This window comes from Aurantivibrio infirmus (assembly GCF_054767315.1).
Map to the genome: position 1 here is coordinate 155,224 of NZ_BAAFSK010000008.1, position 26,763 is coordinate 181,986.

23 protein-coding genes are annotated in these 26,763 nt (G+C 42.9%); 19 read left to right on the top strand and 4 right to left on the bottom strand.

All coding sequences use genetic code 11. The features are described 5' to 3' along the window. Nucleotides 1-279 (bottom strand): EscU/YscU/HrcU family type III secretion system export apparatus switch protein, encoded by a 279-nt coding sequence (locus ACYUCY_RS17265; RefSeq protein WP_460227778.1) that lies wholly within the window; start codon nt 277-279, stop codon nt 1-3. Continuing rightward, nucleotides 276-2,303 (bottom strand): flagellar hook-length control protein FliK, encoded by a 2,028-nt coding sequence (gene fliK, locus ACYUCY_RS17270; protein WP_460227779.1) that lies wholly within the window; start codon nt 2,301-2,303, stop codon nt 276-278. Before fliK ends, ACYUCY_RS17265 begins: the two co-directional genes overlap by 4 nt. A gap of 220 nt (nt 2,304-2,523) precedes the next feature. On the opposite strand from fliK, the gene ccmA reads away from it, so the two are divergent. From ccmA to ACYUCY_RS17360, 18 genes are all read left to right on the top strand, one after another. Further along, nucleotides 2,524-3,174 (top strand): cytochrome c biogenesis heme-transporting ATPase CcmA, encoded by a 651-nt coding sequence (gene ccmA / locus ACYUCY_RS17275; protein ID WP_460227780.1) that lies wholly within the window; start codon nt 2,524-2,526, stop codon nt 3,172-3,174. Beyond that, the gene (gene ccmB / locus ACYUCY_RS17280; protein WP_460227781.1) at nt 3,171-3,911 is read left to right on the top strand and encodes a heme exporter protein CcmB; all 741 of its coding nucleotides are present in this window, start codon (nt 3,171-3,173) and stop codon (nt 3,909-3,911) included. Before ccmA ends, ccmB begins: the two co-directional genes overlap by 4 nt. 10 nt (nt 3,912-3,921) lie before the next feature. After that, on the top strand, nt 3,922-4,668 hold the full coding sequence (gene ccmC / locus ACYUCY_RS17285; RefSeq protein WP_460227782.1) for a heme ABC transporter permease CcmC: 747 nt from the start codon (nt 3,922-3,924) through the stop codon (nt 4,666-4,668). A 69-nt stretch (nt 4,669-4,737) separates the two neighbouring features. Continuing rightward, a complete protein-coding gene (gene ccmD, locus ACYUCY_RS17290) occupies nt 4,738-4,926 on the top strand; it encodes a heme exporter protein CcmD (RefSeq protein WP_460227783.1) in 189 nt (62 codons plus the stop codon). A 48-nt stretch (nt 4,927-4,974) separates the two neighbouring features. After that, on the top strand, nt 4,975-5,439 hold the full coding sequence (locus tag ACYUCY_RS17295; RefSeq protein WP_460227784.1) for a cytochrome c maturation protein CcmE: 465 nt from the start codon (nt 4,975-4,977) through the stop codon (nt 5,437-5,439). Further along, a complete protein-coding gene (locus tag ACYUCY_RS17300) occupies nt 5,429-7,486 on the top strand; it encodes a heme lyase CcmF/NrfE family subunit (RefSeq protein ID WP_460227785.1) in 2,058 nt (685 codons plus the stop codon). Before ACYUCY_RS17295 ends, ACYUCY_RS17300 begins: the two co-directional genes overlap by 11 nt. A gap of 8 nt (nt 7,487-7,494) precedes the next feature. Continuing rightward, a complete protein-coding gene (locus ACYUCY_RS17305; RefSeq protein WP_460227786.1) occupies nt 7,495-8,019 on the top strand; it encodes a DsbE family thiol:disulfide interchange protein in 525 nt (174 codons plus the stop codon). Beyond that, nucleotides 7,980-8,435 carry a cytochrome c-type biogenesis protein gene (locus ACYUCY_RS17310; protein ID WP_460227787.1) on the top strand — a complete coding sequence of 152 codons (456 nt, stop codon included), beginning with the start codon at nt 7,980-7,982 and terminating at the stop codon, nt 8,433-8,435. Before ACYUCY_RS17305 ends, ACYUCY_RS17310 begins: the two co-directional genes overlap by 40 nt. Nucleotides 8,436-8,495: 60 nt before the next feature. After that, complete coding sequence (ccmI, locus tag ACYUCY_RS17315) at nt 8,496-9,779, top strand: c-type cytochrome biogenesis protein CcmI (protein WP_460227788.1); 1,284 nt, start codon at nt 8,496-8,498, stop codon at nt 9,777-9,779. A 204-nt stretch (nt 9,780-9,983) separates the two neighbouring features. Then, on the top strand, nt 9,984-13,493 hold the full coding sequence (smc, locus tag ACYUCY_RS17320; RefSeq protein WP_460227789.1) for a chromosome segregation protein SMC: 3,510 nt from the start codon (nt 9,984-9,986) through the stop codon (nt 13,491-13,493). A 105-nt stretch (nt 13,494-13,598) separates the two neighbouring features. Continuing rightward, complete coding sequence (gene zipA / locus ACYUCY_RS17325; protein ID WP_460227790.1) at nt 13,599-14,930, top strand: cell division protein ZipA; 1,332 nt, start codon at nt 13,599-13,601, stop codon at nt 14,928-14,930. A 99-nt stretch (nt 14,931-15,029) separates the two neighbouring features. Then, nucleotides 15,030-17,087: an NAD-dependent DNA ligase LigA gene (ligA, locus tag ACYUCY_RS17330; protein WP_460227791.1), complete on the top strand. Its 2,058-nt coding sequence runs from the start codon at nt 15,030-15,032 to the stop codon at nt 17,085-17,087. Nucleotides 17,088-17,136: 49 nt separating this feature from the next. After that, nucleotides 17,137-17,805, top strand: a complete 669-nt coding sequence (locus ACYUCY_RS17335; RefSeq protein WP_460227792.1) for a transglycosylase SLT domain-containing protein — start codon at nt 17,137-17,139, stop codon at nt 17,803-17,805. Nucleotides 17,806-17,874: 69 nt separating this feature from the next. Continuing rightward, nucleotides 17,875-18,300, top strand: coding sequence for a hypothetical protein (locus ACYUCY_RS17340; RefSeq protein ID WP_460227793.1), 426 nt, complete (start codon nt 17,875-17,877; stop codon nt 18,298-18,300). Next, nucleotides 18,270-19,163 (top strand): HAD family hydrolase, encoded by an 894-nt coding sequence (locus ACYUCY_RS17345; protein WP_460227794.1) that lies wholly within the window; start codon nt 18,270-18,272, stop codon nt 19,161-19,163. Before ACYUCY_RS17340 ends, ACYUCY_RS17345 begins: the two co-directional genes overlap by 31 nt. 51 nt (nt 19,164-19,214) lie before the next feature. Beyond that, the gene (locus tag ACYUCY_RS17350; RefSeq protein ID WP_460227795.1) at nt 19,215-19,469 is read left to right on the top strand and encodes a hypothetical protein; all 255 of its coding nucleotides are present in this window, start codon (nt 19,215-19,217) and stop codon (nt 19,467-19,469) included. Between the two features lie 133 nt (nt 19,470-19,602). Next, complete coding sequence (locus ACYUCY_RS17355; RefSeq protein ID WP_460227796.1) at nt 19,603-21,207, top strand: AMP-binding protein; 1,605 nt, start codon at nt 19,603-19,605, stop codon at nt 21,205-21,207. A 116-nt stretch (nt 21,208-21,323) separates the two neighbouring features. Further along, entirely contained in the window at nt 21,324-22,463 is a 1,140-nt protein-coding gene (locus ACYUCY_RS17360; RefSeq protein WP_460227797.1) for a patatin-like phospholipase family protein, read from the top strand. 106 nt (nt 22,464-22,569) lie between these two features. On the opposite strand, the gene acnB is transcribed toward ACYUCY_RS17360, so the two are convergent. After that, nucleotides 22,570-25,161: a bifunctional aconitate hydratase 2/2-methylisocitrate dehydratase gene (gene acnB, locus ACYUCY_RS17365; protein ID WP_460227798.1), complete on the bottom strand. Its 2,592-nt coding sequence runs from the start codon at nt 25,159-25,161 to the stop codon at nt 22,570-22,572. Nucleotides 25,162-25,605: 444 nt separating this feature from the next. Between acnB and ACYUCY_RS17370 the strand changes: the two genes are divergently transcribed. Continuing rightward, nucleotides 25,606-26,070, top strand: a complete 465-nt coding sequence (locus ACYUCY_RS17370; protein WP_460227799.1) for a DUF1289 domain-containing protein — start codon at nt 25,606-25,608, stop codon at nt 26,068-26,070. A gap of 4 nt (nt 26,071-26,074) precedes the next feature. Here the strand turns inward: ACYUCY_RS17370 and ACYUCY_RS17375 are convergent, their stop codons facing one another. Beyond that, nucleotides 26,075-26,635: a PepSY domain-containing protein gene (locus tag ACYUCY_RS17375; protein WP_460227800.1), complete on the bottom strand. Its 561-nt coding sequence runs from the start codon at nt 26,633-26,635 to the stop codon at nt 26,075-26,077. Nucleotides 26,636-26,763: the final 128 nt, after the last annotated feature.

The following is a 26,763-nucleotide window of genomic DNA, read 5'->3' on the forward strand; positions in this document are numbered from 1 at the left end:
CTAAGGGTTTTTTCCATCTAGTTTATAAGCGAACGCAATAATATACGCGATACTAAGGTAAAGTGATTCAGGAATAGAATCACCCAATTCCAGGTTCATCAGCAAGTCTACCAACTCGGGATTATCGCAAATCGGCACGTTATGTTCCTGAGCAACTCTAATAATCTCTTCTGCTACAGAGTAATCTCCTTTTGCGCTAACCGTTGGTGCATTTTCTCCATCATAAAATAGAGCGACAGCTTGCCTTATTTCTTGGTTAGTAAGTTCTGTAAGATTCATGTTCTTACGTCCACAAGGGAATAATTCAGTTTTGTCTTTGTATTCGGTGGTTTTCCCGTAACGCATTGTATCTCTTCGACTTTTACCCCTTGTGCCGATAAATCGTTATAAAGATGTGCGATATCTTTTTTTGCTAGATCTAGTGTTTCGGTTTTATCCGCCCAAAATTGAACGGAAACAGTCTCTTCAATAACGCGAAGCTTCGCGTAAAATTCCCCTTTGTTAGGAAGTTTAAAACTTAACATCACGGTCCATCGTTTAGTTTTCGATTCCTCTTCAGGCGATCCACCTTCGGGTAACCAATCTTCTTCTATATCTATACCCACTTGATGCACAGCATTTTGATATTGCACAGGTATTTCAATTTGAATTTGTGGTGTATTCGGTAGGTTTGTATCTGCGCCTGTTGCTTTCGTCATTAACGATTGTGCTTGCAGAACCTGAATTCTGGCGAGGGTATTGCTGACATTACTTCTAAGTTGCGCTAACAGTTGTTGTTGAAGAGTCTGATCAGTTCTATTGCCTGAGTTTTCTTTGTTGGTTTTTTCGAGAGTGTCAGTATTCAAGATGTTTTGTAAGAAAGGTTTAAGCATCTTTTCTAGACTTGAACTGTTGGCGGCGCTAATGATTTGGCTATGATTTTTTAGTGTCGCGTTATCTAATGTAATTGGTAAGCCGGAAAAAATCTCCTTTGCCAATAATGACAAACCTTTTATATCTTCGTTTATATTTTTTTGCTGGGGAATTGATTGCGGACTTGACGGTAACTTTTCAACGTGGGTATGTTTGTTGTTGGTGGTTATTCTGGAGACGTCGACAGATATGTTGACCTGCGTATTTTTATGAATAATGTTTTTGTGTTTAATAACGCGGTCTATTTGGTTGGGCTGTACATTTTTTCTCAAAGGATTGTTCTCGACACCTGGTTGTCGATTCGAATGTATGTGAGATTTATTTTGACCTCTATTATTCTCTGGATCTAAACCAAAAGGCTTTATCAGTGTGTTATTCGATTTTAAAGAATTGGTAGAGGTAAAACCGGAGGTCTCATTTTTCCTGGTCGCGGGGATTAAATTTTTTTCGTTTAGCAAAGGGCTTGAGATAACTTTCTGATTAATTTTGTTCTCTAAAAAAACGCCGCTATTATTGATCGCCTGTTTTAATGTCTGAGGGTTTTTGAGTTCAGTAGGTGTTCGTGCTAAACGACCCAGCTCTGCTAAAATACTTTTTTGCTGACTGTTGAATAATTTGTCTAGAACGGATTTGGGTTGAGCATTCAATGTTTTGGCTAACTCGATAAGTTGACTCGAAGAGGACTGTTTGGGTAGTGCTTCCCTAAGCGAGCCGACAATATTGCCAATTTGTTTTTGCGTAAAAAAATCTTTTAGCTCGATGTCTTTATTCTGCGAACTACGGGGCTTATTTAACTCTTTCGTTAGATTGTTGTGCGCAGCTTTGTCGACAATCTGCAAATGATTGTTAGCCGCTCGTTTAACGCTGACAAATTCGCCTGCTTTTAATGCTTTGTTTGTTATCACGAGCTGTCGAATGTTTTTTAATTCGAGTTCAGCCAAATACAACTTAGTTGTGGTCGCTAAAGTTTTAAGATCGGTGCTTATAAAATCGTTGTTTATAGGGTTGTTATTTGTAGACTTGTTATTTATAGGGTTGTTGCTGAAAAGCTTCGCTTCTGTGTTGGGTCGCCCATTGCTATTAGGGCCTTCGGTATTGAATATAATTTTGCGTTGATGCGAGGTCAGCGGTGCAACTTGCTTGATTAACGCATCCACTGTGCCTTGGATACGAATTCCTGCTTCAACCTTCAAGCTAGCGAGCTGAGCGTCCCGCTGGGAGCTTAATAATTTACTGGGCTGGGGGAAGGTTGAGGAGGGAGGGTCAATGGCCATGTCTTTTGAAGTCGTAATCCCAGGAAAGTGAATAACTAAGTAGTCTTGCAGATTCGAGAATTTTTGCAGTTTTGCTGGTTTGTTGACCTCACGCCTTTGAGCAATGATGGGTGCCATAGGCGCAAGTGTATTTTTTAGCCTGCCACTTGGCTGGATTCCAAACCGATTAACTTTAGGCCTTGAATTTACATGTCTTTTCGCGACTTTGGTGGTGAACTTAGCACTCTGGTCTCTGTATAATCGCCCGTTATTTACTATAACGGCCACAGCCTTGATTACTTTGATCAGTGTCTATGCTTTTCTCCATTTAATGTTGATATTGGAAGCGGAATAATTTTTGAACAATTTGGCGCTTAAATTAGAAAATGTCAGCTGCGAGAGGGGCGACAGACAGCTGTTTAGTGATCTCAGTATCGAGATAGAGGCTGGCGATATAATCCAGGTACAGGGCCCCAATGGCTCTGGAAAAACGAGCTTATTAAAAATTCTCACTGGAATTTCATCTGATTACGAAGGAAGTATCAGCTGGAAGAATCAGAACCTCCAAACCGTGCTCTTCGATTTTCGCAATAATCTTCTCTTTATTGGCCATTTACCTGCAGTAAAGCGCTCGCTAACGCCGACCGAAAACCTCGATTGGTTTATCGGTATGTCAGGCGGCATTGTTAGTGGCTCCAAACCTGCAGTTATCAGAGATGCCTTAGCGTCCGTTTCATTGCAAGGATACGAAGATGTCCCTTGCTACACACTATCTGCAGGGCAGATGCGGAGAGTTGCTCTGGCTCGACTTTACTTAAGTCGAGCGCCTGTTTGGATATTGGATGAACCCTTTACTGCTATTGATATCGCTGGTGTGGAAAGTTTGCGCTCAAGAATGTTAGAGCATGTGAGGGGAGGAGGAGTGATTATCCTTACTACTCATCAAGATCTCGGAATAGATCAGGTTAAGTTGCTGAATTTGTTGGACTTTATGGGTGCGGGTAAATGAGCGCTTCGCCTGTATACGCAAGTTCTGATAAACAGATATCAGCTGAAGTGGACACTTCTCCGAGTTTGAGTTCCGCTTTTGCTGCCACGGTACGTAGAGATTTGCTCATTGCCTATCGTCATCTTGGCGAAATGTGTAATCCGCTGATTTTCTTCTTAATCGCTATCGCCCTGATACCTTTGGGTGTCACCCCTGACCCCGACATTCTGTCTCGTTTGGCCCCAGGCATGATCTGGGTTATGGCGCTACTAGCCACTTTGTTGTCGATGGATACGCTGTTCCGGAGTGATTACGACGATGGTACTTTGGAGCAATTGCTTGTCAGCCCTCAACCGCTGTATTTACTTGTTTTTGGCAAGGTGTTTATTCATTGGTTAACGACAGGCCTACCGCTAACCTTGCTATCTCCACTTTTGGGGATGTGGTTATCCTTGCCCGCAGAGGGCTATTTACCTCTAGTGCTTTCGCTGCTTATTGGCACCATTACTTTAAGTATGATTGGTGGTATTGGTGCCGGGCTAACAGTCGCGTTACGTAAGGGTGGCGTGTTAATCTCGCTCATCATCATGCCTATGTATATACCCGTGTTAATTTTCGGCACCGGAGCGGTTACTAACGCTATACAGGGCTTACCTTTTGGTGGCTTGTTAGCGATTTTGGGTGCTTTTACAGCTCTTTCGATGGGCCTTGCACCGTTAGCGACTGCTAGCGCAATCAAAATTAGTATTAACGGTTAGGAGAGTTTGAATGGCTTGGCAATGGTTTCATCGCCTGGGCTCACCACGATGGTTTTATGAGAAAAGCCTTAAGTGGACACCGTGGTTGGGATTTATTTCCTTTATCTTGATCGCGGTAGGAGTGATATGGGGGCTAGGTTTTGCGCCGATGGATGCAAAGCAGGGGAATTCTTTCCGAGCGATTTATATACATGTACCAACGGCTGCCTTATCCATGGCCGGTTACTACGTGATGGCAATTGGCGGCGCGATTGGACTGATTTGGAAAATGAAGTTATCGGATATGGTGGTGAAATGTGCTGCGCCTATTGGTGCTACCTTGGCTTTTTTGGCCTTGTTTACCGGCGCAGTGTGGGGGCGACCCACATGGGGGACTTGGTGGGAATGGCGTGATCCGAGAGTGCTTTCTACGCTTATATTGCTGTTTCTATATTTGGGCGTTATTGCTATTCAAAATAGCTACCAAAACCAAAAGATGGCTGATCGCTTTAGTACCATTTTGTCTCTGGTAGGAATGGTGAACATCCCTATCATTTATTGGTCTGTAGATTGGTGGAATTCACTCCATCAACCAGCAACCTTAAAGTTAACTTCAGAATCGTCAATGCATTCTTCGATGCTTTACCCCCTGTTGATTATGATTGCCGGTTTTTATGTTTTTTATGTTTGGTTATTAATTAAATCTTTGCGAGTAGAAATTTTACATCGGGAACGAAAAACACAGTGGGTTAATGAAATTGTTAGCGCAAGCAATTAGAGTCCAGTTTGAAGAAAGCGTAATTAAAACAAGTACAGTAAAAATATTACACGTAGAGATTGATTAAAAATGAAATTTCAATTTGATTCCTTACAAGATTTTTTAGCCATGGGTGATCATGGCTTTTATGTTTGGCTTTGTTATGGCGTTAGTTTCGTAGTGTTGTTTTTGCTAGCGATGGCGCCAACGATTGGGAAGAAAAGAATTATCGCAAAGCTAAAACGCATCCAGTTATTGAATCAATCTAGAAATTCTTAGTGTGCCGCGCACTAGAAATTAAATGTTCTGCATTTAGAGGTTTAGCACATGCATCCGGTTAGAAAACAAAGGCTCATATTCGTATTGTTTATTGTATTGTTTGCAGGCAGCGCTGCAGGCCTTGTTACTTACGCATTACGTGACAACATCAGTTTGTTCTATGCGCCTTCGAAAATTGTAGGTGCGGAAATTCCAACGGATAGAATTATTCGCGCAGGTGGGTGCGTCGTTCCTGGCTCGTTGGTTCGAACGCCAAACAGCTTCCATAAACGATTTACTATTACCGATGGCATAGCGAATCTAATTGTTGATACCGAAGAAACCTTACCCGACTTGTTCGCCGAAGGTGAAGACGTTGTGCTTACCGGAAAAATGAACGACTCCGGACATTTGGTGGCGACTGAGGTGCTGGCAAAACACGATGAAAATTATACGCCGCCGGAGATTGCTGACACTGTTCAGAGCGAAGGGAAATACCAAAAGGTTTGTGAGGGTTTAGATTATGGTTCCTGAGCTAGGACATTTTTCTTTAATAATTGCGTTGTGCCTATCTGTCGGGGTAGTCGTTCTGCCGATGCTGGGTAGCTACACCAATAATCAGACCTTGATGTTGTCCGGCCGCTCGATGTCTGCGGGCGTTTTTGTTTTTACAGGCGTTGCTCTAGCAACGCTCATCTGGTCATTTGTTCAAGATGATTTTTCCGTAGCCTATGTTGCGAACCATTCAAATACTTTACTACCCTTACATTACAAGTTAACGGCGACCTGGGGTGGTCACGAAGGCTCACTCATGCTGTGGCTTTTTTATCTTTCCTGCTGGATGTTTGCCGTTAGTATTTTTGCGCGCAGCTTGCCGCTAATTATTCATGCGCGCGTGCTGTCAATCGTGGCTTTGTTAGCGGTGGGCATTCAATTATTAACGCTGTTGACTTCAAATCCTTTTGATAGAATTTTGCCCGGTAGCCCCCTCGAAGGCAGCGATTTAAATCCGCTTTTGCAAGATATTGGTTTTATCATGCATCCGCCTTTGTTGTATTTAGGTTTTAGTGGTTTTTCTGTTGCCTTTGCTTTTGCGATTACCGCCTTGTTGTCTGGAAAAATGGATAGTGCGTGGGCTCGTTGGTGTCGACCTTGGACGAATGTCTCCTGGGCTTTTTTGACCGTAGGAATCGGCATGGGAAGTTGGTGGGCGTATTATGAATTAGGTTGGGGGTTTTGGTGGGGCTGGGATCCAACGGAAAATGCTTCTTTGTTTCCGTGGCTTTCGGGTACCGCGCTGCTGCATTCTTTAGCAGTGACGGAGAAGCGCGGACTTTTTAAAACTTGGACTATATTGCTAGCCATTTGCACTTTTAGTTTAGTGTTGCTGGCGACTTTTATTACTCGCTCGGGCGTGGTGTCATCGATTCACGCATTTGGTTACGATCCAGAGCGTGGTAATTTTTTATTAATGTATATCGGCTTTGTAATCGGCGGATCATTACTTCTTTACGCGATACGTGCGCCAAATGTCGCCAGTCTATCTGCTTTTAAAGTGTCAGCCCGCGAAACGTTTATGTTAGCGAATAATATCCTTTTTAGTTTGCTGCTAGCCGTTGTGTTAATTGGTACCTTATATCCAATCATCGCCACCGCATTTGATTGGGGGAAACCTTCAATTGGTGCGCCGTATTTTAATCGTTTCTGGACTTTATTAACGGTGCCTTTGTGTTTGTTGATGGCTGTAGCGTCTTTAACACAATGGCGACAAACCCGTGCTGAAGTATTTAAAAAATATTTGTTCCATCCGGTGGTGATTAGTTTAGTTATTGCGGTGGTATTCCCATTGTTTTACGGCGATAAATATAGCTTCGGTGGCGCGTTGACGATTTTTGTTGCGGCTTGGATTGTAAGCGTATCTATTTACAGCGTGAAAAAGCAGATTCGAAATGCGCCGACAGTCTGGCAAGGTTTACGCAGTTTGAAAACCAGCTATTACAGTATGATCATTGCGCATATCGGCGTCGCGATAGTATTTATGTCTGCTGGTTTAACGTCAATTTATGATGTCGAGCGACGCATCATTTTGAAGCCTAACTCAAGCCAAGAGTTGTTTGGGCACCGTTATCAGTTTAATGGCGTCGAAGAAGTACGTGGGCCAAATTACATCGCTATGAAAGCCACGATCTTCGTGTATGAAGATGAAAAATTAATAGCAACACTTCATCCTGAAAAACGCCGTTATCTCGCCACAGGCACACCTACAACTGAAGCGGCGCTGGAGGCAAATTTATTTCGCGACCTTTATGTCGCGCTGAATGAGGCGATTGAGCCTTTTGATGAGGGCGCTTGGTCTTTAACGGTATATGTAAAACCCTTTATGCAATTAATGTGGCTGGGTTTTTTGATTACTGCGCTGGGCGGATTTATGTCTTTGGTAGATAAGCGGTATCGGATTAAAAAGATTCGGCAAGAAAAAATCCTATCAACAGCGCAGCAAGGCAAAGCAGATTCTTTGGTAGGGGATCTCGCGAAAATATCAAACACACGTTCAACAGTTTCTCCGCAGTCTAAAGCGTAACGTTCCTCATGAATCGATTAAAACTTTTTATACCATTAATTATCTTTGTCGGCTTTGCTGTCATGGTGTGGCAGGTACGTGGTACCGATCCAGAAGCGTTCCCTTCGGCATTGTTGGGTAAAAGCGTACCCGCATTTAGTTTGCCCGCCGTCGCAGATACAGAGCGTATGATTACTAATAATGATATTGAAACCCCAGACTATGCTCTTATTAACGTATGGGCTACTTGGTGCGGGCCTTGTCGTATTGAACATCCTTATTTAGTTAGTTTAGCCGAAAGCGGCGTTAAAATATTCGGCATCAATGGCAAAGACGACCTTGAAGCGGCAAGAAAATGGCTGTCGGAAAAGGGAGATCCCTATCAGTTCAGTGTTTTTGATGAGGAAGGGCGCCTTGCCCTTGATCTGGGTGTGACGGGTTATCCAGAAACCTTTTTGATTGATAAAAACGGCACCATAATTCATAAGCGCGTCAGCGTTATGGATGAACGTGTATGGAAAAAAGAATTTTTACCGCTGATAGAAAATTTATGAATCCAATAAAATTCATTTCATTAAAAGTGCTGTTAATTTTAGTGGTAGCAGTAGCTCAGGCTGCAAGCGCCGAAGATTATTATCCGTTCGATAATGATGATGATCGAGAACGTTTTATCCGCTTTAGCCATGATCTTCGATGTCCCCAATGTGTGAGTCAAAACCTGGCGGGTTCTGATGCCGATGTGGCGGAGGATCTTAAACGCGAGCTTCATCGCTTGATCACTGAAGACAAAACAGATCAAGAGATTATAGAGTTTATGGTGAGTCGGTACGGCGAGTTCGTACTATATAAGCCTCAATTTAAAGCCACTACCTATTTGCTTTGGTTGGGTCCTGTTGCGTTGTTTTTAATTGCGTTGCTTGTCTTTATAAGCGTTTTGTTAAAGCGCCAACCAGATGATGATGACGAATAAAATTTCGTAGGTTTTATTTTTTTAGATTTTTAATTTCCTAGTGGTTTGTGGAATATTTTTATGACCGATTTTAATTGGTGGTTTGCGGCAATTTCTTTAGTTGCAATCCTATTTGTCATATGGCCTTTACTGTCTCACTCAAAAAGTAAAGATAAGCAATATGCCAGTGATGCGAATAGGGTGGAGCTTAACCTCAATTTGTATAATGAGCATTTAGACGATATCCAAAAAGACTTGGATAGCGGTGCAATTACTCCACAGCATTACGAGAAGCTTAAAAAAGAATACACCCTGCAATTTGAGCAGGATAATCTCGAAAACGCTGTTGATATTGAAGTCAAAAAATCTTCTAGTCGCTGGTCAATTATCGCTGTGTCTATAAGTTTGCCAATCGCAGCCTTGGCGATATATTGGATGTTGGGTTTTGAAGCGGACATAGAAATCGAACGCTTAAATGAAAAGTATCAACGTTCAGTACAATCAAGTGGCGGAGAGTCTCGAGATATAGCGACGGCCATTGAGCTGAAAACAAAATTGGAAAAACGCTTACAGCAACGCCCTGAAAATTTTAATAACCAATTCCTGTTGGCAAGGGTGGCGTTTGAGTTGGAAGACTACCGACTCGCAATCGCTTCATATCAAAAAATATTAGAACAGCATCCTGAATCTCCGCAAGTACTTGCAGAAATGGCCCAAGTTTTATACGTCGCTGTTGGTCGGCAATTTACACCTGAAGTTAGACAATTATTTGATCGTGCCATTGAGGTTGATCCAGAAAACACAACAGTGATTGGTTTTGCCGGAATCACCGCATTTCAGTCGAGCGAATTTCAGCTAGCAATCGATTATTGGCAAAATGGTATGCCTTACCTGGCGGCGACTGATCAAAGAAGACAAAGCTGGCAAGGTGCAATTGACGAGGCAAAACGACAAATGATAGCGGCGGGGCTTGCCGTCGCTGAGCAGCCTTCTTCAAGCGATAATGTTGAACCGAAAATAATCGTGAACATATCAGTTAAGCTGGCGGAAAACGTCGACGCCAAGCCCTCGGAAACCGTTTTCATTTATGCTCGAGCCTGGCAAAAAACGGGAATGCCGCCGCTCGCGGTCAAGCGTTTAACTGTTGCGGATTTGCCAGCGATTGTTCAGCTAGATGAAACTCAAGTGATGGCGCCTGGGATGCCCAGCCTAGCTGATTTTGATGAGGTTGGAATCAGCGTACTGGTGTCAAAAGCAGGCGTCGCTCAGGCTCGTTCTGGCGATTGGCGGAAAATAGAAGGCCCTATTAATCCAAAAACACATTCGACGACTATAGAGCTGCTCGTCGATTCTCAAGTCCCTTAAAACTTCCCTTTGCATTGAGAACTCGCGTTCTATTTAGGCGTGTAATAGCGCCTGCAACCGTGTAAAATTCTGCCCCTTATTAGGCAAGCCTAGGCTTGCTCTTTTGGGGCTGCTAGTGTCTACTAACAAGTTTTAAGACCAGTCTAGACCAGAATATAAAAATCATTATAATCATATAGTTATCATATTAAGTGAAAGTAGTTTATGCGGCTAAAATCGATAAAGCTTGCGGGCTTTAAATCCTTCGTAGATCCAACCAATGTAACCTTCCCGAGTAATCTCTGCGCCGTTGTCGGTCCGAATGGTTGTGGAAAGTCCAATATTATTGATGCAGTTCGCTGGGTAATGGGTGAGTCATCAGCAAAAAACCTTCGTGGCGAGTCAATGACCGATGTCATTTTCAACGGTTCAGGTGGCAGAAAGCCTGTCGGACAGGCATCCATTGAACTGATCTTCGACAATAATGAAGGGCGACTCGTGGGTGAATATGCGGGCTACTCTGAGATTTCAATTAAGCGTAAGGTTACTCGAGACAGTCAGAATTCTTATTATTTGAATGGCACTAAATGTCGTCGAAAAGACATTACCGATATCTTTCTAGGAACTGGTTTGGGGCCAAGAAGCTACGCGATTATTGAGCAAGGCATGATCTCGAAATTGATCGACGCCAAGCCCGATGAGTTGCGAGTAACAATTGAGGAAGCTGCGGGTATTTCAAAGTATAAAGAGCGCCGCCGCGAAACTGAAAACCGAATTAAAAGAACATTAGAAAACCTTGAGCGTTTAACCGATATTCGAGAAGAGTTGGAACGCCAGTTAAGTCGTTTAGAACGACAATCTAAAGCCGCTGAAAAATATTCTGAATACAAGAAAGAAGAGCGCTGGTTGAAAGCGCAAAAATTGGCGTTACAAATTCAACAGCTTGATGATCAAGCAAAAAACAACAAAGAAAATATTACTGATTTAGAATTAAAAATTGAAGCGTTGGTAACTGAGCAAGTTGGTAAAGATTCTGGAATAGAAAAGCTAAGGGCTCAATACACTGAGTTGAACGATACTTTCAACGAAGTCCAAGGCAGATACTACGCTGCTGGTGGTGACATCGCACGCATCGAACAAAGTATTCAGCATGCCCAAGAACGCGATCAACAATTGCGACAAGATTTGGAGCACACGAGCAGAGATTCTCGTGAGGCGGAAGAAAATTTAGCTGCAGATAAAAATAAGGCAGAGGCTTGGCAGGCGGAACTGTTAGAAATTGAACCAGAATTAAATGATATTAAAACCGAAGAGCTCAGTTCGACAGAAATATTGCTTAACGCTGAGACCGCTATGCAAACCTGGCAAGCAGAGTGGGACGAGTTTAATGAGTCGGCTGCTAAACCACAGCAAGCTGCCGAAGTTCAACAGTCGCGTATTCAGCATATTGAACAGGTGCAAGTACGGTTACTCGAAAGAATTGAAAAGTTAAAGCAAGAACAAGGTGAGCTCCAAGATACAGAAGACGATAACTCCACTGAAGCACTTGAAGAAGATTTGGCGAAGCTTGAATTAGTCGTTGAAGATAAGCAGCAAGAACTTGATGCCCTCACAATAAAAATTGATGAAACCCGACAGCAATTCCAAAATAATCAACGCAGTCTTGACGAAAAGCGAAGCCGTTTACAGCAAATGCGCGGTCGTTATGCGTCTTTGGAAGCGTTGCAACAAGCTGCCATGGGTGAGTCTAGCAAGACAGTTACCGAGTGGTTAGAAAAGCAAGGTATCGCCAACAGCCCCCGTCTTGCGGAAACGGTTAGCGCGGCGGAAGGTTGGGAAGTTGCGCTAGAAACCGTCTTGGGCGATACGCTGCAAGCGGTTTGCGTAAATGGAATCGATCCACTTTCGAATGCTATCGGAGAGTTGGAAAAAGGTGGCTTGTTTTTGCTGGACACACAACAGCAAGGACAGCACGCCGAACATCAGAAATTTTCTCGATTAATCGATAAGGTCACGTGCTCTTGGGATTTGCAGAGTATTTTAGGTGCGGTTTATGTTGCCGATGATTTAGCATCTGCATTGCGAATTCGTGGGCAATTGGAGGCGGGAGAGTCGATCGTTACCCGCGAAGGTTTGTGGATTGGTTCTAACTGGTTACGTGTTGCTAAATCAAAAGATGCTTCCTTTGGCGTGCTCGAGCGTAAACAAGAGCTCGAAAATTTGGCCGAAGATATTTCGACAACGGAGTCGGCGATCGAAGAATTGGGTGTGGAAAGTGAATCGTTGCGCGATTCGCAAAAACACATTGAGCAGCAACAACATTTTCAGCGTCAAGAAATTGATGGTGAAAACAAGCGCATTAGCGAAGTCCGTTCAGAATTGTCTGCACAACGTGTGCGTATTGAAGAATCTCGTAATCGTAAACTTCGCGCTGATAGTGACATTAATGATGCGAATGAGCAGCTGAGCCAAGAAAATGAAAACTTGGGCATTGCACGTAGTGTGCTCGCAGAATCCATTGAACAAATGGAATCGAATAGCGGCGAACGTGAACGCTTGATGAATCAGCGCGACCAATTCCGTAGCACCCTTGATAAAGCACGACAAAAAGCCCGGCATGATAAAGATAAAAGTCATGAGCTGGCGATGCGTTACCAATCTGTTAGCACGCAATTAGAATCCATTCGTCAAGGTATTTCGCGTTTAGAGCAGCAAACTGAGCGCTTACATGAACGAAAAGAAACTTTACAGATTAGTATTGAAGAACTGATCGAGCCCTTAGAAAGCAATAAAGAAGAATTAGCGACCTTATTAGAAAAACGTTTAACCATCGAAGCTGAATTATCTACTGCGCGCCAATCCATGGAGACAGTAGAGCATGAGTTACGCGGCGCCGAGCAGCAACGTAGTGAAATCGAGCAACAAGTTCAATCTGTTCGAACGGTCTTAGAGCAGGCGCGAATTGAAGCGCAAACCTATCATGTTCAACGTGAAAACAATGCGCAGCAGTTGTCGCAAGAAGAATACAGTTACGAGCAAGTGCTGGCCGATATGCCTGAAGGTGTGCTGGCTGAGCAAGTTGTTGAAGAGTTGGAAAAAATGGCGAATCGCATCACGCGTTTGGGACCAATTAATTTGGCAGCGATCGACGAGTATAAAGTTGAGTCAGAAAGAAAGACCTATCTGGATACTCAGAATGCGGATTTACAAGAAGCACTTGAGACCTTAGAAAATGCAATTCGTAAAATCGATCATGAAACAAGAAATCGATTCAAAGAAACTTTCGAACAGGTCAATTCAGGTTTGCAGGAGTTATTCCCTAAAGTCTTCGGTGGCGGTAGTGCTTCGCTTGAATTAACCGGAGATGATTTGTTAGATACCGGTATCGCGATCATGGCGCGACCACCGGGTAAGCGTAACAGTACCATTCACCTGTTATCCGGTGGTGAAAAAGCGTTAACGGCTATCGCATTAGTGTTCTCAATTTTCCGTTTGAATCCGGCACCATTTTGTATGCTGGACGAAGTCGACGCACCACTCGATGATATTAATGTTGGCCGCTACGCCAAATTGGTTGAAGAGATGTCTGCGAATGTTCAATTTATTTATATTACTCATAATAAAATTTCCATGGAAATTGCCAATCAGTTAATGGGTGTAACTATGCATGAGCCTGGTGTGTCTCGATTGGTTACTGTTGATGTTGATGAAGCTGCCCAACTTGCGGCGGTATAGTTTTGTAACACGCAAATTTGCTATAAAAATAAAAAGGTGAATAGTTAATTTCGTTTTCACCATAACTAAACTATTTGGAATACGACAAAGGACTTCGAAAAAGCTATGCGAGAGTGGTTAACTGCCATCATTGTTTTATTGATTGTTGCCGTTATTTTGGACGGTTTGCGACGTATGAGACAGCACCGGCGTTCCTCATTGCGAATGTCCTTGAGCATGCATCAAGGTACAAACAAAGAAGATCTGGAAGATTACGGCAGCGAATTACCCAGTGGTGGCGCGCGTGTCGTTGACGTCCGTGAAGAAAATGATGCTAAACAGTTAAACAGACAAATTCGTCAAAGCTCGAAAGATAAATTAAGTCGTCTCGGGCGACCATATAAAATACCCGAGCAAGTGACATTGAATTTAGATGAACAGGTTCCGATGTTGATGGAATCGATTCAAGAAACAAAGCCAGAAAAAAAATCGCCTTCGACGTCCAATACGAACGCGCGGCCCTCTAAAAATAAAAATCCGCAAATTGACTTAATCGATGATGTTGGTGAAGACGGTAGAATAGAGCCCCAATTTCAAGATATCGATATTGACGAGAGTGATTACGACGAGGAAACAAGCGAGCAGCCAGCAAAAGATGATGGTTTGGCTGCGTACTCAACAAGTCTTGAAAATCAGTACGAAGAGCCAGATGAGATAGAAGATGTTTTATTTGCGGAGAAGGTTTCCGGTAAAGAATATCTCGTTGAAGAAAACTCAAATCTAAACACTCATACTGATGAGAAAGCTAAAACAAAACTTGAACCAGAGGCCGTTCAAGAAGCATTAATGGAAGAACCGAGAAGAGGTTCGCAGAAGCAATTTGCTGCCGAAGCCCAAGAACAACATTCTCAACAACAAAACTATCAACACGAATCTAATCCGGAAGTATACGACGAGATTGAAGAAGAGATTGAAGATGAACTCGACGAGGAGCTTGAGGAATTAGAAGAGGAATATCGAGAGCCTGATCTGGTGTTGGTAATCAATGTTACTGCACCAAAAGGGAGTTATTTCCCAGGGCCAGATTTACTTGACACGGTTGTTGCGCAAGGCATGCGTTTTGGCGTGATGAATGTCTTTCATCATCATGCAGAAGCGAATGGCGAAGGCAGTATACTTTACAGTATGGCGAACATTGTGATGCCTGGTACTTTTGATCTTAACGAGATGGATTCCTTCGTTACTCCAGGAATCAGTTTATTTTTGGCGCTGCCCGTGGAGGGCGATAGCGGAAAAGCCTTTGAGACTATGCTGGGTACCGCGAGAGCAATCGCGCAAAACCTCGGTGGTGATTTAAAAGATGAAAATCGAAGTGTTTTAACTCAACAAACCATTGAGCACTATCGGAGCCGAATTAAAGAATATGAGAGAAAGCGTTTATCGCGAGGCCGAAACTAGGTCGAATTAAATATAAAGCGTTTTGTATAACAAGAATTGTCACGCCTTTTTTCAAATTTAATTGACCTTGAACTGTGATGGTGTAAAGCCTACTTGCGAATGAAGAAAGCAGCAGATAAAAATCCTTCTAAAAAAATATCCACGACAGACGAATCAAAAATTTTGTCTGAGATCCTATCCCTCAAAGAAACATTAAACGAACATAATTATCGCTATTACGTATTGGATGAGCCCGATCTGCCCGATTCGGAATACGATCGTTTGATGAAACAGTTGCAAACGCTAGAACGAAAACACCCCCAATTTATTTCTCCTGATTCACCCACCCAGCGTGTAGGAGGTGAGCCTCTTAGCGCCTTCGAACAAATAAAACATGAATTGCCAATGCTGTCTTTGGACAATGCTTTCTCTGATCAAGAGTTGGAGGATTTTGATCGGAGGATCAAAGAAAGGCTTAAATTTGAAGGCGATATTGAGTACGCCTGTGAGCCAAAATTAGACGGAATTGCCGTGAGTTTATTGTACGTAAATGGAATCTTAGAGCGCGGAGCGACACGGGGAGATGGTGAAACTGGCGAAGATATTACGCAGAATGTCAAAACTATCGCGTCTATCCCTTTAAAGATGCGCGGAAAAAACTTTCCGAAAGTGTTGGAAGTAAGAGGTGAAATCTATATGCCTCTTACGGTTTTTAATGAGATCAATGAAGCGGCAAAAAAAAATCAACAGAAAGTTTTTGTTAATCCTCGCAACGCGGCTGCTGGAAGTTTGCGACAGCTCGATTCTAAAATTACCGCAAGTAGGCGTTTGGAGATGTGTGCTTATAGTGTCGGTTTAGTAGAAGACGGCGAACTACCCGAAAAGCACAGTGATATTCTTGCAGCGTTGCAAACCTGGGGTTTTAAAATAAATGATAAGAGTCAGGTTGCTAAAAATATTGGTGCTTGCCTAAAATATTACCAAGATCTAGAAAAACAAAGAGCTAAACTCGGATACGATATCGATGGTATTGTTTATAAAGTTAATCAGATTGATAAACAAAAAAAACTGGGATTTGTATCAAAAGCACCGCGCTGGGCGATTGCTCGAAAATTTCCCGCGCAGGAAGAATTAACGACATTGTTGAATGTCGAGTTTCAAGTAGGCCGGACTGGTGCGATTACCCCGGTGGCTCGTCTTCAGCCAGTATTTGTTGGTGGAGTCACTGTGTCGAATGCAACTTTGCACAATCAAGATGAAATCAACCGCTTAGACATTCGTATCGGGGACTCAGTGATTATCAATAGAGCTGGAGATGTTATTCCGAAGGTTGTTTCTGTTGTAAAAACTAAACGCCCCAAAAATGCTCGCGTTGTAGAATTTCCAACTCATTGCCCGGTTTGTAATTCGCCGGTTGAGACTGTTCCTGGCGAAGCTGTAGCACGTTGTACCGGCGGACTAATATGTGAGGCGCAGCGCAAAGAAGCGATACGTCATTTTGCCTCACGTCGCGCAATGGATGTTGACGGCTTGGGAGACAAGATCGTTGAGCAGCTTGTCGACGAAAAATTAATTGGCTCAGTTGCTGATCTTTATAAGTTGGAGGTGGCGACGATTGCAGATTTGGAGCGAATGGGAGAAAAATCTGCAAAGAATCTTGTCGATGCTTTAGAGAAAAGCAAATCAACTACCTTGGCGCGCTTTCTATTTGCCTTGGGTATTAGAGAGGTAGGGGAAACAACTGCCAAGAATCTCGCCAATGCGCTTGGAAATTTGGATTCGATAATGGCCTCAGACGCGAATAAACTTCAAGAGATTAATGATATTGGCCCGGTGGTCGCGCATTTTATTGAAGAGTTTTTTCAACAAAATGAAAATATAGAAATTATAAATGAGTTACGGGCGGTGGGAGTTCATTGGGACGACATTGAGGTTGACGCAAGCTCGTTGCCCTTGCTCGGGCGAACGTATGTTATTACGGGTACTTTAGAGTCAATATCAAGAGATGAAGCTAAAGATAAATTGTTGACACTTGGCGCCAAGGTGTCCGGTAGCGTGTCGAGTAAAACCTATGCTTTAATTGCGGGAACCGGGGGCGGTTCAAAGCGCTCTAAGGCCGAAGCACTAGGTATTCCAGTTGTCGACGAGGCCGCATTGTTGGATTTGTTAGGGGAATAGCGATGTCTGACAAGTCCAAATAAATAATATTTTCGGATGCGAAGGGATAATGAGCGGGAACTTGAATTTAAAAAAGCCTATCTTAGTTGTTTCTTGCGTAAGCCGGAACCGACCTGGCTTTCGGTTTTTGTCATTCTTAGTTATCATTTTCTTGTTAAGCGCTTGTGCGAGTTCTCCTCCACGCACAATGAATAATCTTTGCCAAATATTTGAAGAAAAAAAGCATTGGTATAAAGCGGCTAAATCCGCAAATGATAATTGGGGTGCATCGATACCGGTGATGATGGCTTTTATTCATCAAGAATCTAGGTTCAAAGCGAAAGCGAAACCGCCGCGTCGTAAAATTTTATGGATTATTCCTGGACCAAGAGTGAGTTCTGCGTATGGTTATTCTCAGGCGAAGAGTACAACCTGGGATTGGTATAAAGATTCGAGTGGAAATCGCTGGGTGAGCCGAGACAACTTTGGCGATGCCATTGATTTTATTGGCTGGTACAATGCGCAAAGCAAAAAACAAAATAATATCGCGGCCAATGATGCCTACAATCTCTATTTGGCTTATCACGAAGGTCACGGCGGATTTCGAAGAAAAACATATAACAAAAAGGCCTGGTTAAAGACTGTTGCGAATAAGGTCTCCGGTAGGGCAAACAGCTACGCTTTACAGTTGCAAAGTTGCGAAAAAAAATTAGATAAGACTGGCTGGTGGCCTTTTTAAAATATACTGTTTTAACTATTGGTTGAGAGTGGATGCCATTAACCAAAGCGAGTGTACTTAGGGGGAAAAGTGGATCAAGAGTCAATAGTTTACGGATGTATAAAAGACGCGGCATATTATTACGACGAATCTCAGCGTCGCCGTGTTAATCGTGATGCAATGTTAATGTTGCCACACGAAGATGAGTGGCCATTTTTAAGCCAAGAAATGTTTTCTGTTCCAAGGCTCGAAGGTTCAAAAGGTCAATATCAAACCGAGGTTATGCATTTCGGTGCATCCTACAAAGCTGTTGAATACGAATGGGATCAGTGGGTTTCGCAATTTGAAGGTTTATTGAAACGTATGTATTGGGTGTCGGCGGTCGTACATCTAGAAACCGAACTTAATGGCACTCACACTTTCGTTTGGCATTCACTATCTAACTGCCATGAGCCGGGTTCTGACGATATGCAAGTGCATTGCGAGTGGAGTCAAGAAGCAGCGATTGGTTTTTAAGTACAGTGATAGAAGGTTTAATTTCACAGTTGCCCGTTATTAATAATAGTGACATTCGATTAGCTTTTTTTGACATTGATGGCACCTTAATTGGGTCTGATGGAAGGTATTCCGAAAGTACAAAACGAGAGATTAATAGAATACAAGCTTGCGGTATAAAAACCGCCATCGCGAGCGGAAGACCGAAGTTCGCTGCGGAATTTTTGATTGAAGAACTTTCAATAAACGGTGCAGGATTATTTAGCGCTGGTGCATTGTTAATTGATCCAAGTAGCAATGAAGTTATTATGAAAAAACCATTAGAAATTGATGGTTTAAAAGAGCTTGTTAGATTTTCTCGTCATCACCAAATGCATTGTGAAATTTACGAAGAAGATTGTTACTGGGTTGAGCACGATTCTGACATCCAGCTAGCTCACAGCAGGGTGTTAAGGTCGATGCCACAGACCACCCAATTTGATGACCTGTTGAGTAATGAAATAAATCCAATGAAGTTGCTAGTGGGTATAAATGAAGTAGAGCGCCCTGGTCTTCTCGAAACGATGATCGGTACCTATCCGCAGTATAATTTTGCTCTAGCGCGAATGGCCTCTCACCAGGAATGGATTTTCGCAAGTATTATCAACAAAGAGATTGATAGGAAAAAGGCCTTTAAACAGCTTTGTGATTATCACAAGGTTAGCCCAGAGCAAGTGATCGCTTTTGGCGATGCACCGTCGGATTTGGCTTTCCTGGAAATGGCGGGTGTCGGTGTTGCGATGGGGAATGCTACGCCAGAGGTCAAATCTGCTGCAAACTTTGTTACTCTTCCGGATGGTGAGGACGGTGTTGCTCACGCCCTAAAGGTGTTAGTACCGAGATAAATTCCTGGAGTTGCTGATTATCTTACAAATTATCTAACGTGGTTGTAGTAGATGCGAGATTCAAAAAGATTATCGAGAATCGTTATTGTTATAGTGGCAATAGCGACGGGCCTCGCTTTTATTGGCTTGGCGATTTATGGTTTAAATTTTCCTGTAGACGAAATTCTATTTCAGTTAATTTTGGTAGGAATCTTATTGTTTGTGTTGCTAGCCTTTGCTGCATTAACGGCATGGGGGATTAGGTGCGTAATTAACACAATGGAGTTACGCCGACAGAAGCAGTTTGATGAGAATGATAGCGAATAATGATGTTGTAGATTATGGGAAGTTGATAGCTTATGGGAAGTAAAGCTGATTCAAGGGTAAAACTAGTTTCTAGTTATCTAAAATTATTTATTATAAATGACGAACGTTTAAAGAGTGAGAGTTGAGGAATGTTATGCTAGGTGATCAAGGTGTCGTTGCGGATGTTTTCGCGGAAACTGTTAGAAAATATAAAAATAATAGAGCGTTTACGTGCCTTGGACATACCATAACCTTTGGCGAACTCGACGAACTAAGCGCACGATTTGCCGCTTTTTTACAAACGCAAACTAATCTTAAGCCCGGCGACAGAATCGCCGTACAGCTTCCTAATATTTTGCAATACCCGGTTGCCGTATTCGGCGCACTTCGCGCTGGTTTGGTTATTGTCAATACCAATCCGCTTTACACGGCAAGAGAAGTATCCCATCAGTTAAAGGATTCTGGTTCCAAAGCGCTTGTAGTGCTGGCAAATGTAGCGAGTGCTGCTGCCAGTGTGATAAAAGAAACCGATGTAGAACAAGTTATCGTGACGGAGGTGGCTGATTTACATAAACCGATGCAACGTTTTCTGATTAATAACGTCGTCAAGTATGTGCAGCGCGCAGTTCCGAGCTATTCATTTCCAAATCAAATTTCTTTTTTAAATACTTTAAAAGTAAGTGGTAGCCATTTCACTCCTGTAAAACGCTTGCCTAGTGATATCGCTGTTCTGCAATACACGGGTGGTACTACGGGTGTTGCTAAGGGAGCAATGCTACTTAATTCGAATCTCGTTGCAAATAAAGAGCAGTTATCAGAAAAAATGAAAGAAGTGATGAAAGAGGGCGATGTAACTTACGTAGCACCTTTGCCGCTTTATCATATCTACGCATTTACCGGTCATTGCATGTCAATTTTTGGGAACGGAAACCATAATATTTTGATTCCAAACCCAAGGGATTTAAAAAGCTTTGTGAAGGCATTAAAAAATGAAAAAATATATGGCTTCGTCGGCTTGAACACCTTGTTCAATGCACTCTGTCATAATGAAGAATTTAAAAAATTGGATTTTTCTAATTTGCGTCATACCGCCTCAGGCGGAATGGCGTTAACTTCAGATACGTCTAAGCTTTGGAGAAAGGTGACCGGCAATGTACCCAATGAAGGCTACGGTTTAACTGAGACATCTCCAGTGGTATCGGCAAATCCTCCCAATGAAATTCAGATTGGCACCGTTGGAACGCCTGTTCTTGAAACAGAATTGAAAGTTGTTGATGAAAATGGTGAGGTACTCCCTGCGGGTGAGGTTGGCGAGTTATTAGTTCGCGGCCCACAAGTGATGAAAGGTTACTGGAATCGCCCTGAAGCAACAGCGGAGGTCATTGACAGTGAAGGTTGGTTTAAAACTGGCGATATGGCTTTGATTCAGTCGGACGGATATTTACAAATAGTCGATCGGAAAAAGGATATGATTTTAGTGTCCGGGTTTAATGTTTACCCGAATGAAGTGGAGGACACTATTTGTGAGCACCCAGGCGTATTGGAGGCGGGTGTTATTGGCGTTCCCGATGAACGCAGTGGCGAAGTGGTGAAAATATTTATCGTTAAAATGGATCCGAATTTAACGGCGCAGGATGTTCAAGCGTATGCTAAGAAAAACATGGCGGCGTATAAGGTGCCCAAAATAATAGAATTTGTTGATGATTTACCTAAATCTGCTGTGGGTAAAATTCTTAGGCGTGAACTAAAAAAATTATGATTCTAACAGTATTACGAAAGCATCTTAGATATACGTGGACAAAATACAGTTCGGTGAACCTTAAATGTTAGATCGCTACGCGCTGAGTAATAAGAATTAAGGACGAAAGACTTGCAATGAAAACAGCCCTCATTCTTTCTGGAGGTGGAGCTCGAGCAGCGTATCAAGTTGGCGTATTGCAAGCGATCCATGAAATTCTTCCTAGCGATGTACACAATCCGTTTCCAATTATTTGCGGTACTTCAGCGGGAGCTATTAATGCACTCGCTTTAGCCACGCATACGGGTAGTTTTAGCGAAGCGTCACAAAATTTAAATGATATTTGGCAAAATATTGCTATCGAAAGAATTTTCAAAACTGGCTGGCTGAACATGTTGGGCGGTGTTGCGAGGATTGGCGCTTCGTTTTTCAATCAAGGTGCCGGCAAGGACAAACCTATTGCGTTATTGAACAACGACCCTCTTCGTGAATTACTGACTGATATACTTGATTTTAGCAATATTGATAAGGGCATTGACGCCGGTGATCTTGAAGCCGTTTGTGTTACCGCGATGGGCTATACAAGTGGTGAGTCTGTCAGTTTTTATCAAGGTCAAAAAGATATTAAACCCTGGCGTCGTCATCGTCGAGTGGGTGTGAGTTCTACATTAAACGTCGATCATTTATTAGCATCTTCTGCGATACCAACTATTTTTCCTACTGTAAAAATTAATCGCGAATATTTTGGTGATGGGGCGATGCGGCAATTAGCGCCGATCAGCCCGGCCTTACATTTGGGTGCGGATAGAATTTTTGTGATTGGTGTCAGTGGAAATCGAAATCCGGCTCATTGGGGAAAGCGTCGCGCAAAACCAAAGCGTTCTCCATCAATGGCGCAGATCATGGGCCATATGTTTTCTAGTGCGTTTATTGATAGCCTAGAGGGAGATATTGAGCATCTAGAGCGAGTCAATAAACTGCTTGATCGTATTGATGGAAATGTAAAAACCGATAGTGGTGCGATTTTGCGGCCCGTTAAAACCCTGGTGATTTCGCCTTCAAAAGAATTGGATAAAATTGCAGGACGAAAAATTCGATACCTTCCCAAAAGTATGCGATTTTTCTTGCGAGCCACAGGTGCCACAGCAAAAGGTGGTGGTGCTGCGGCAGCGAGCTATCTTTTATTTGCCAAAGCGTTTTGTGATGAATTGATAGAGTTGGGTTATCAAGATGCCATGTGGGAAAAAGAAGCGATTAAAAAATTTTTTATTGATTGAATGATTTTCTTTGTTTAGATAGAAAAAGGCCGGTAAAGATTTCTCTTTACCGGCCTTTAATATTTTCTACAGAAAGAAAATTGTTAAATAATACCCGTTCAATTCTTTAGCGAACGGTTTGTATCTCCACAGCAGCAATTCGTTTACCTTCATCCGCAGCTTTTTGGAAAGACTCAATCTCATTGAAATTTAAATACCGATAAATTTCCGAACTCATTGAGTCAATTTTATTTGCGTATTCTAGGTATTCAGCAGGAGTAGGAAGTCTTCCTAAAACTGCAGAAACTGCAGAAAGTTCAGCCGAACCTAAATAAACATTCGCACCATCTCCAAGTCGGTTGGGAAAGTTTCGCGTAGAGGTGGAAATGACAGTGCTTCCCGGCGCCACACGCGCTTGGTTACCCATACACAAAGAGCAGCCTGGCATTTCTGTACGTGCGCCTTTGCGGCCAAAAATACTGTAAAAACCTTCTTCCATTAACTGATGTTCGTCCATTTTAGTGGGTGGAACAATCCATAGGCGCGTCGACAACTCGTCGTTAGTTGATTCAAGTAATTTTCCTGCAGCCCTAAAATGACCAATGTTAGTCATACATGATCCGATAAAGACTTCATCAATTTTAGCGCCTGACACTTCGCTGAGTAATTTCACGTCGTCGGGATCATTAGGGCAGGCGACGATGGGTTCTTTAATGTCATCTAGATTGATGTCAATTGTTGCTGCGTACTCAGCATCTTTATCTGCTTGGAGTAACTCAGGGTTCGCTAGCCATTCTTCCATCTTACTGGCGCGTCGTTCAATAGTGCGGACATCGCCGTACCCTTGTTCAATCATCCAGCGCAACATAGTGATATTTGATGTGAGGTATTCCTTAATGGGCGCATCATCTAACTTGATTGTGCAACCTGCGGCAGAGCGTTCGGCAGAGGCGTCAGAAATTTCGAATGCTTGCTCCACTTTGAGATCAGGCAAGCCTTCGACTTCTAAAATACGACCAGAAAAAATATTTTTCTTTCCTTTTTTCTCAACCGTTAACAAACCTTGTTTAATTGCATAAAGAGGAATTGCATTCACCAAGTCACGTAAGGTCACACCCGGCTGCATTTTTCCACTAAAGCGAACAAGAACTGACTCTGGCATATCAAGAGGCATGGTTCCGGTTGCGGCTGCGAAAGCGACTAAGCCTGAACCCGCTGGAAAAGAAATTCCAATTGGGAATCGAGTATGTGAATCGCCACCAGTACCAACAGTGTCTGGCAATAACATGCGGTTTAACCAGCTATGGATAATTCCATCACCTGGGCGCAAAGAAACGCCGCCTCGGTTCATAATAAAATCGGGAAGATTATGTTGAGTGTCAATGTCGACGGGTTTTGGATACGCGGCAGTGTGACAAAAACTTTGCATGGTTAAATCGGCAGAAAAACCCAAACACGCAAGGTCTTGTAATTCGTCGCGAGTCATCGGGCCGGTTGTGTCTTGCGAGCCGACCGTTGTCATCTTAGGTTCACAGTAAGATCCGGCGCGAACGCCAGGGACGCCACAGGCGCGACCGACAATTTTTTGTGCAAGTGTAAAACCTTTATCTGAGTCAGCGGGTTGCTCAGGGGTTCTAAATAAATCAATCGGGCCTAGTCCTAATGCTTCGCGCGCTTTTACCGTTAAACCTCTACCGATAATTAAGGGTATGCGTCCACCTGCTTGGACTTCGTCGAGAAGAACGTCGGATTTCAACTCAAATTCTGAAACGACTTCGCCTTTTTCGTTAAGAATTTTTCCTTCGTAGGGGCGAACTTCGATAATGTCACCCATATTGAGTTCATCAACGGGTGCTTCGAAAACCAATGCGCCTGCGTCTTCCATTGTGTTGTAAAAAATCGGCGCAACTTTGCCACCAATACAAATACCGCCACCACGTTTATTCGGAACGCCGGGAATATCATCGCCGATATACCAAAGAACAGAGTTAGTAGCAGATTTTCGCGAAGAGCCTGTACCGACAACATCACCAACAAAAGTAACCGGTAAACCGCTTTCTTTTAGTTTATTAATCTGTCCTTCGTTGTCGGTAATACCTTCACGGGGAACTTTGTACATGGCTTTTGCGTGAAGAGGGATATCTGGTCGAGACCAAGCATCAGGTGCAGGAGACAGGTCATCGGTATTGGTTTCGCCAGTAACTTTAAAAACGATTGTCTTAATCGATTCAGCAACCTTCTTACGGTTGGTGAACCACTCGCCAGCGGCCCAGGATTCTATGATCTCTTTGGCATGGCTATTACCCGCTTTCATCTTTTCGTCGACATCATGGAAAGCATCGAACATTAAAAGGGTGTGCTTTAATTCTTCAGCAGCTAATTCTGCGAGTTCCGCATCGTCTAGTGCGTTGACCAAGGTCACGATGTTATATCCACCGTGCATGTTACCGAGGAGTTTTACCGCTGCTTTTCGATCGATAAGGGGCGATTGTGCCTCGCCTGTTACGATGGCCGAAAGAAAACCCGCTTTGACATAAGCAGCTTCGTCGACACCAGGGGGGATCCGGTTAGCGAGTAGGTCTAAAAGAAACGCTTCTTCACCCTTGGGAGGACTTTTAAGCAAGTCAATTAAGCCTGCAACTTGTTCGGGATTTAAAGGCTTAGGTACAACACCTTCGGCGGCACGTTCTGCTACGTGTTTGCGGTAAGCTTCTAGCACAGTTTGTTCCTTTTTAATAAGGCGTTCGTTTCACACTTAGTTCATCAAGCCAGTTTTTGGCCAAACGCTTTGGATATGAGACAAATCGATGGTTTTGAAGATTTCGTTCTTAAACGCTGCGCTTTGATAGCGCATAACTGGTTCCGCTAACAACTTTAGTTTCGTAATTAGCCAGTATTTCGGGGCCGATATCATACACTAAGTGGCTTGAGCTGTTAAGGTAGTGGCTACTAACCTGGGCTTATAATCACTATTTGCAAGCGCATATATTGACGATAGTTTAGTTTCAGTAAATTCGTTAATATAGCGGCGCGACAGCCCAACAAATTCACAAAGTGTTTGCTGATGGTTCAGCGCCGGCGCTGGAATCAGTTAATGATGTCGCATCAAGCTCAAGCAATTTAACGCCTGTTCATTCACTAAATTATTTTCACCCTTAAATCGATGGCAAAAGTACCTTTAACCCCGTGCATTGGCGTTTGCTCTACTGGCATTGGCGACGACGTTTGTCGCGGCTGTAAACGCTTCGCAGATGAAGTTGTGAGATGGAATGGATTTAACATTGAAGAGCGCAGAGCGGTTATTCAACGGTTGGATAAACTACTTGTTGAAACGGTAAAGAATAAAATCACCATCGTTGATGCTGATCGTTTAAAGCAACAAATTCAATTTCAACAAATAGCGTTTGATGAAGATAAAGATCCCTATTGTTGGGTCTTTGAGCTACTTCGGTATGGAGCTAGCCAAATAAAGACCATTGAAGACTTTGGTATCGAAATAAACTCTGAATGGAAAAATACCAGCTTATTTAAAATAAAAGCCGCCATTGATAGCGACTTTTATGAGTTATCTTGTGCGTATTATCAGCGTTACATTGTCCCGGGCCAAAGTCAGCAAATTATTCCCTAGCGTGTTAATAAAACCAAAGCGTGTAGGCCCAGGTAGCTAAAGTAATCACCGTACCGGCGCTAACTAAAGTAATCGCAATGCGTTTATGTGTTGGTGATTGCAACATCATAATTGCACCACTAATCGTCATAATTATCATGCCGACGCCAAAAGCGAAACCAAGTAAAGAAAAATACTTTCCCGCATGGTCTTTATGAATTTCAACTAACTGTTTGTACCATGTGTTTTTGGTGTGGTTTAACGCAATTGTTGAGCTGCCCTCTGTGATGGTTACGCGAACAGATTCACCTAGTGAAGACCACAAATAGCCATCCTGAAGTTCTCTAACATACTCATCAGCTGAGGGGACTCGCCAATTATTTTCGTTGAGTGTCGCTTCAATTAAAGGAATGATTTCTTTTGCAGTAGTGGGAATGTTACTGGATTCAAGCGAAGCATCTGTGCGCACAACGCCTCCGGTTTCGCCTAAGATGTAGAACGCACCTGTGATTGCATAAAGCAATGCTAAGGGTAAAAAGAATACGGCGATATAACCATGGATTTGAATGAGTAATTTCCGTTTCACGATTGACCTCTTTATTATTTTTTCTTGTCTAAGAAATAATTCACTTGAAAATATTCAGTGATTGATTTTTGAATTTTAGAAACATTTTCCCGTTTATCTAAAACATTATTTTTATTTTCGGTTCGCGC

Coding starts and splice junctions, on each gene's coding strand:
- ccmI (WP_460227788.1), top strand. CDS start 8,496: ATGACCGATTTTAATTGGTGGTTTGCGGCAATTTCTTTAGTTGCAATC.
- ACYUCY_RS17265 (WP_460227778.1), bottom strand. CDS start 279: ATGAATCTTACAGAACTTACTAACCAAGAAATAAGGCAAGCTGTCGCT.
- ccmB (WP_460227781.1), top strand. CDS start 3,171: ATGAGCGCTTCGCCTGTATACGCAAGTTCTGATAAACAGATATCAGCT.
- zipA (WP_460227790.1), top strand. CDS start 13,599: ATGCGAGAGTGGTTAACTGCCATCATTGTTTTATTGATTGTTGCCGTT.
- ACYUCY_RS17350 (WP_460227795.1), top strand. CDS start 19,215: ATGCGAGATTCAAAAAGATTATCGAGAATCGTTATTGTTATAGTGGCA.
- fliK (WP_460227779.1), bottom strand. CDS start 2,303: ATGGCACCCATCATTGCTCAAAGGCGTGAGGTCAACAAACCAGCAAAA.
- ACYUCY_RS17370 (WP_460227799.1), top strand. CDS start 25,606: ATGGCAAAAGTACCTTTAACCCCGTGCATTGGCGTTTGCTCTACTGGC.
- ACYUCY_RS17360 (WP_460227797.1), top strand. CDS start 21,324: ATGAAAACAGCCCTCATTCTTTCTGGAGGTGGAGCTCGAGCAGCGTAT.
- ACYUCY_RS17355 (WP_460227796.1), top strand. CDS start 19,603: ATGCTAGGTGATCAAGGTGTCGTTGCGGATGTTTTCGCGGAAACTGTT.
- ACYUCY_RS17300 (WP_460227785.1), top strand. CDS start 5,429: ATGGTTCCTGAGCTAGGACATTTTTCTTTAATAATTGCGTTGTGCCTA.
- ccmD (WP_460227783.1), top strand. CDS start 4,738: ATGAAATTTCAATTTGATTCCTTACAAGATTTTTTAGCCATGGGTGAT.
- ligA (WP_460227791.1), top strand. CDS start 15,030: ATGAAGAAAGCAGCAGATAAAAATCCTTCTAAAAAAATATCCACGACA.
- ACYUCY_RS17335 (WP_460227792.1), top strand. CDS start 17,137: ATGAGCGGGAACTTGAATTTAAAAAAGCCTATCTTAGTTGTTTCTTGC.
- ACYUCY_RS17295 (WP_460227784.1), top strand. CDS start 4,975: ATGCATCCGGTTAGAAAACAAAGGCTCATATTCGTATTGTTTATTGTA.
- ccmC (WP_460227782.1), top strand. CDS start 3,922: ATGGCTTGGCAATGGTTTCATCGCCTGGGCTCACCACGATGGTTTTAT.
- ACYUCY_RS17310 (WP_460227787.1), top strand. CDS start 7,980: ATGGAAAAAAGAATTTTTACCGCTGATAGAAAATTTATGAATCCAATA.
- ACYUCY_RS17305 (WP_460227786.1), top strand. CDS start 7,495: ATGAATCGATTAAAACTTTTTATACCATTAATTATCTTTGTCGGCTTT.
- smc (WP_460227789.1), top strand. CDS start 9,984: ATGCGGCTAAAATCGATAAAGCTTGCGGGCTTTAAATCCTTCGTAGAT.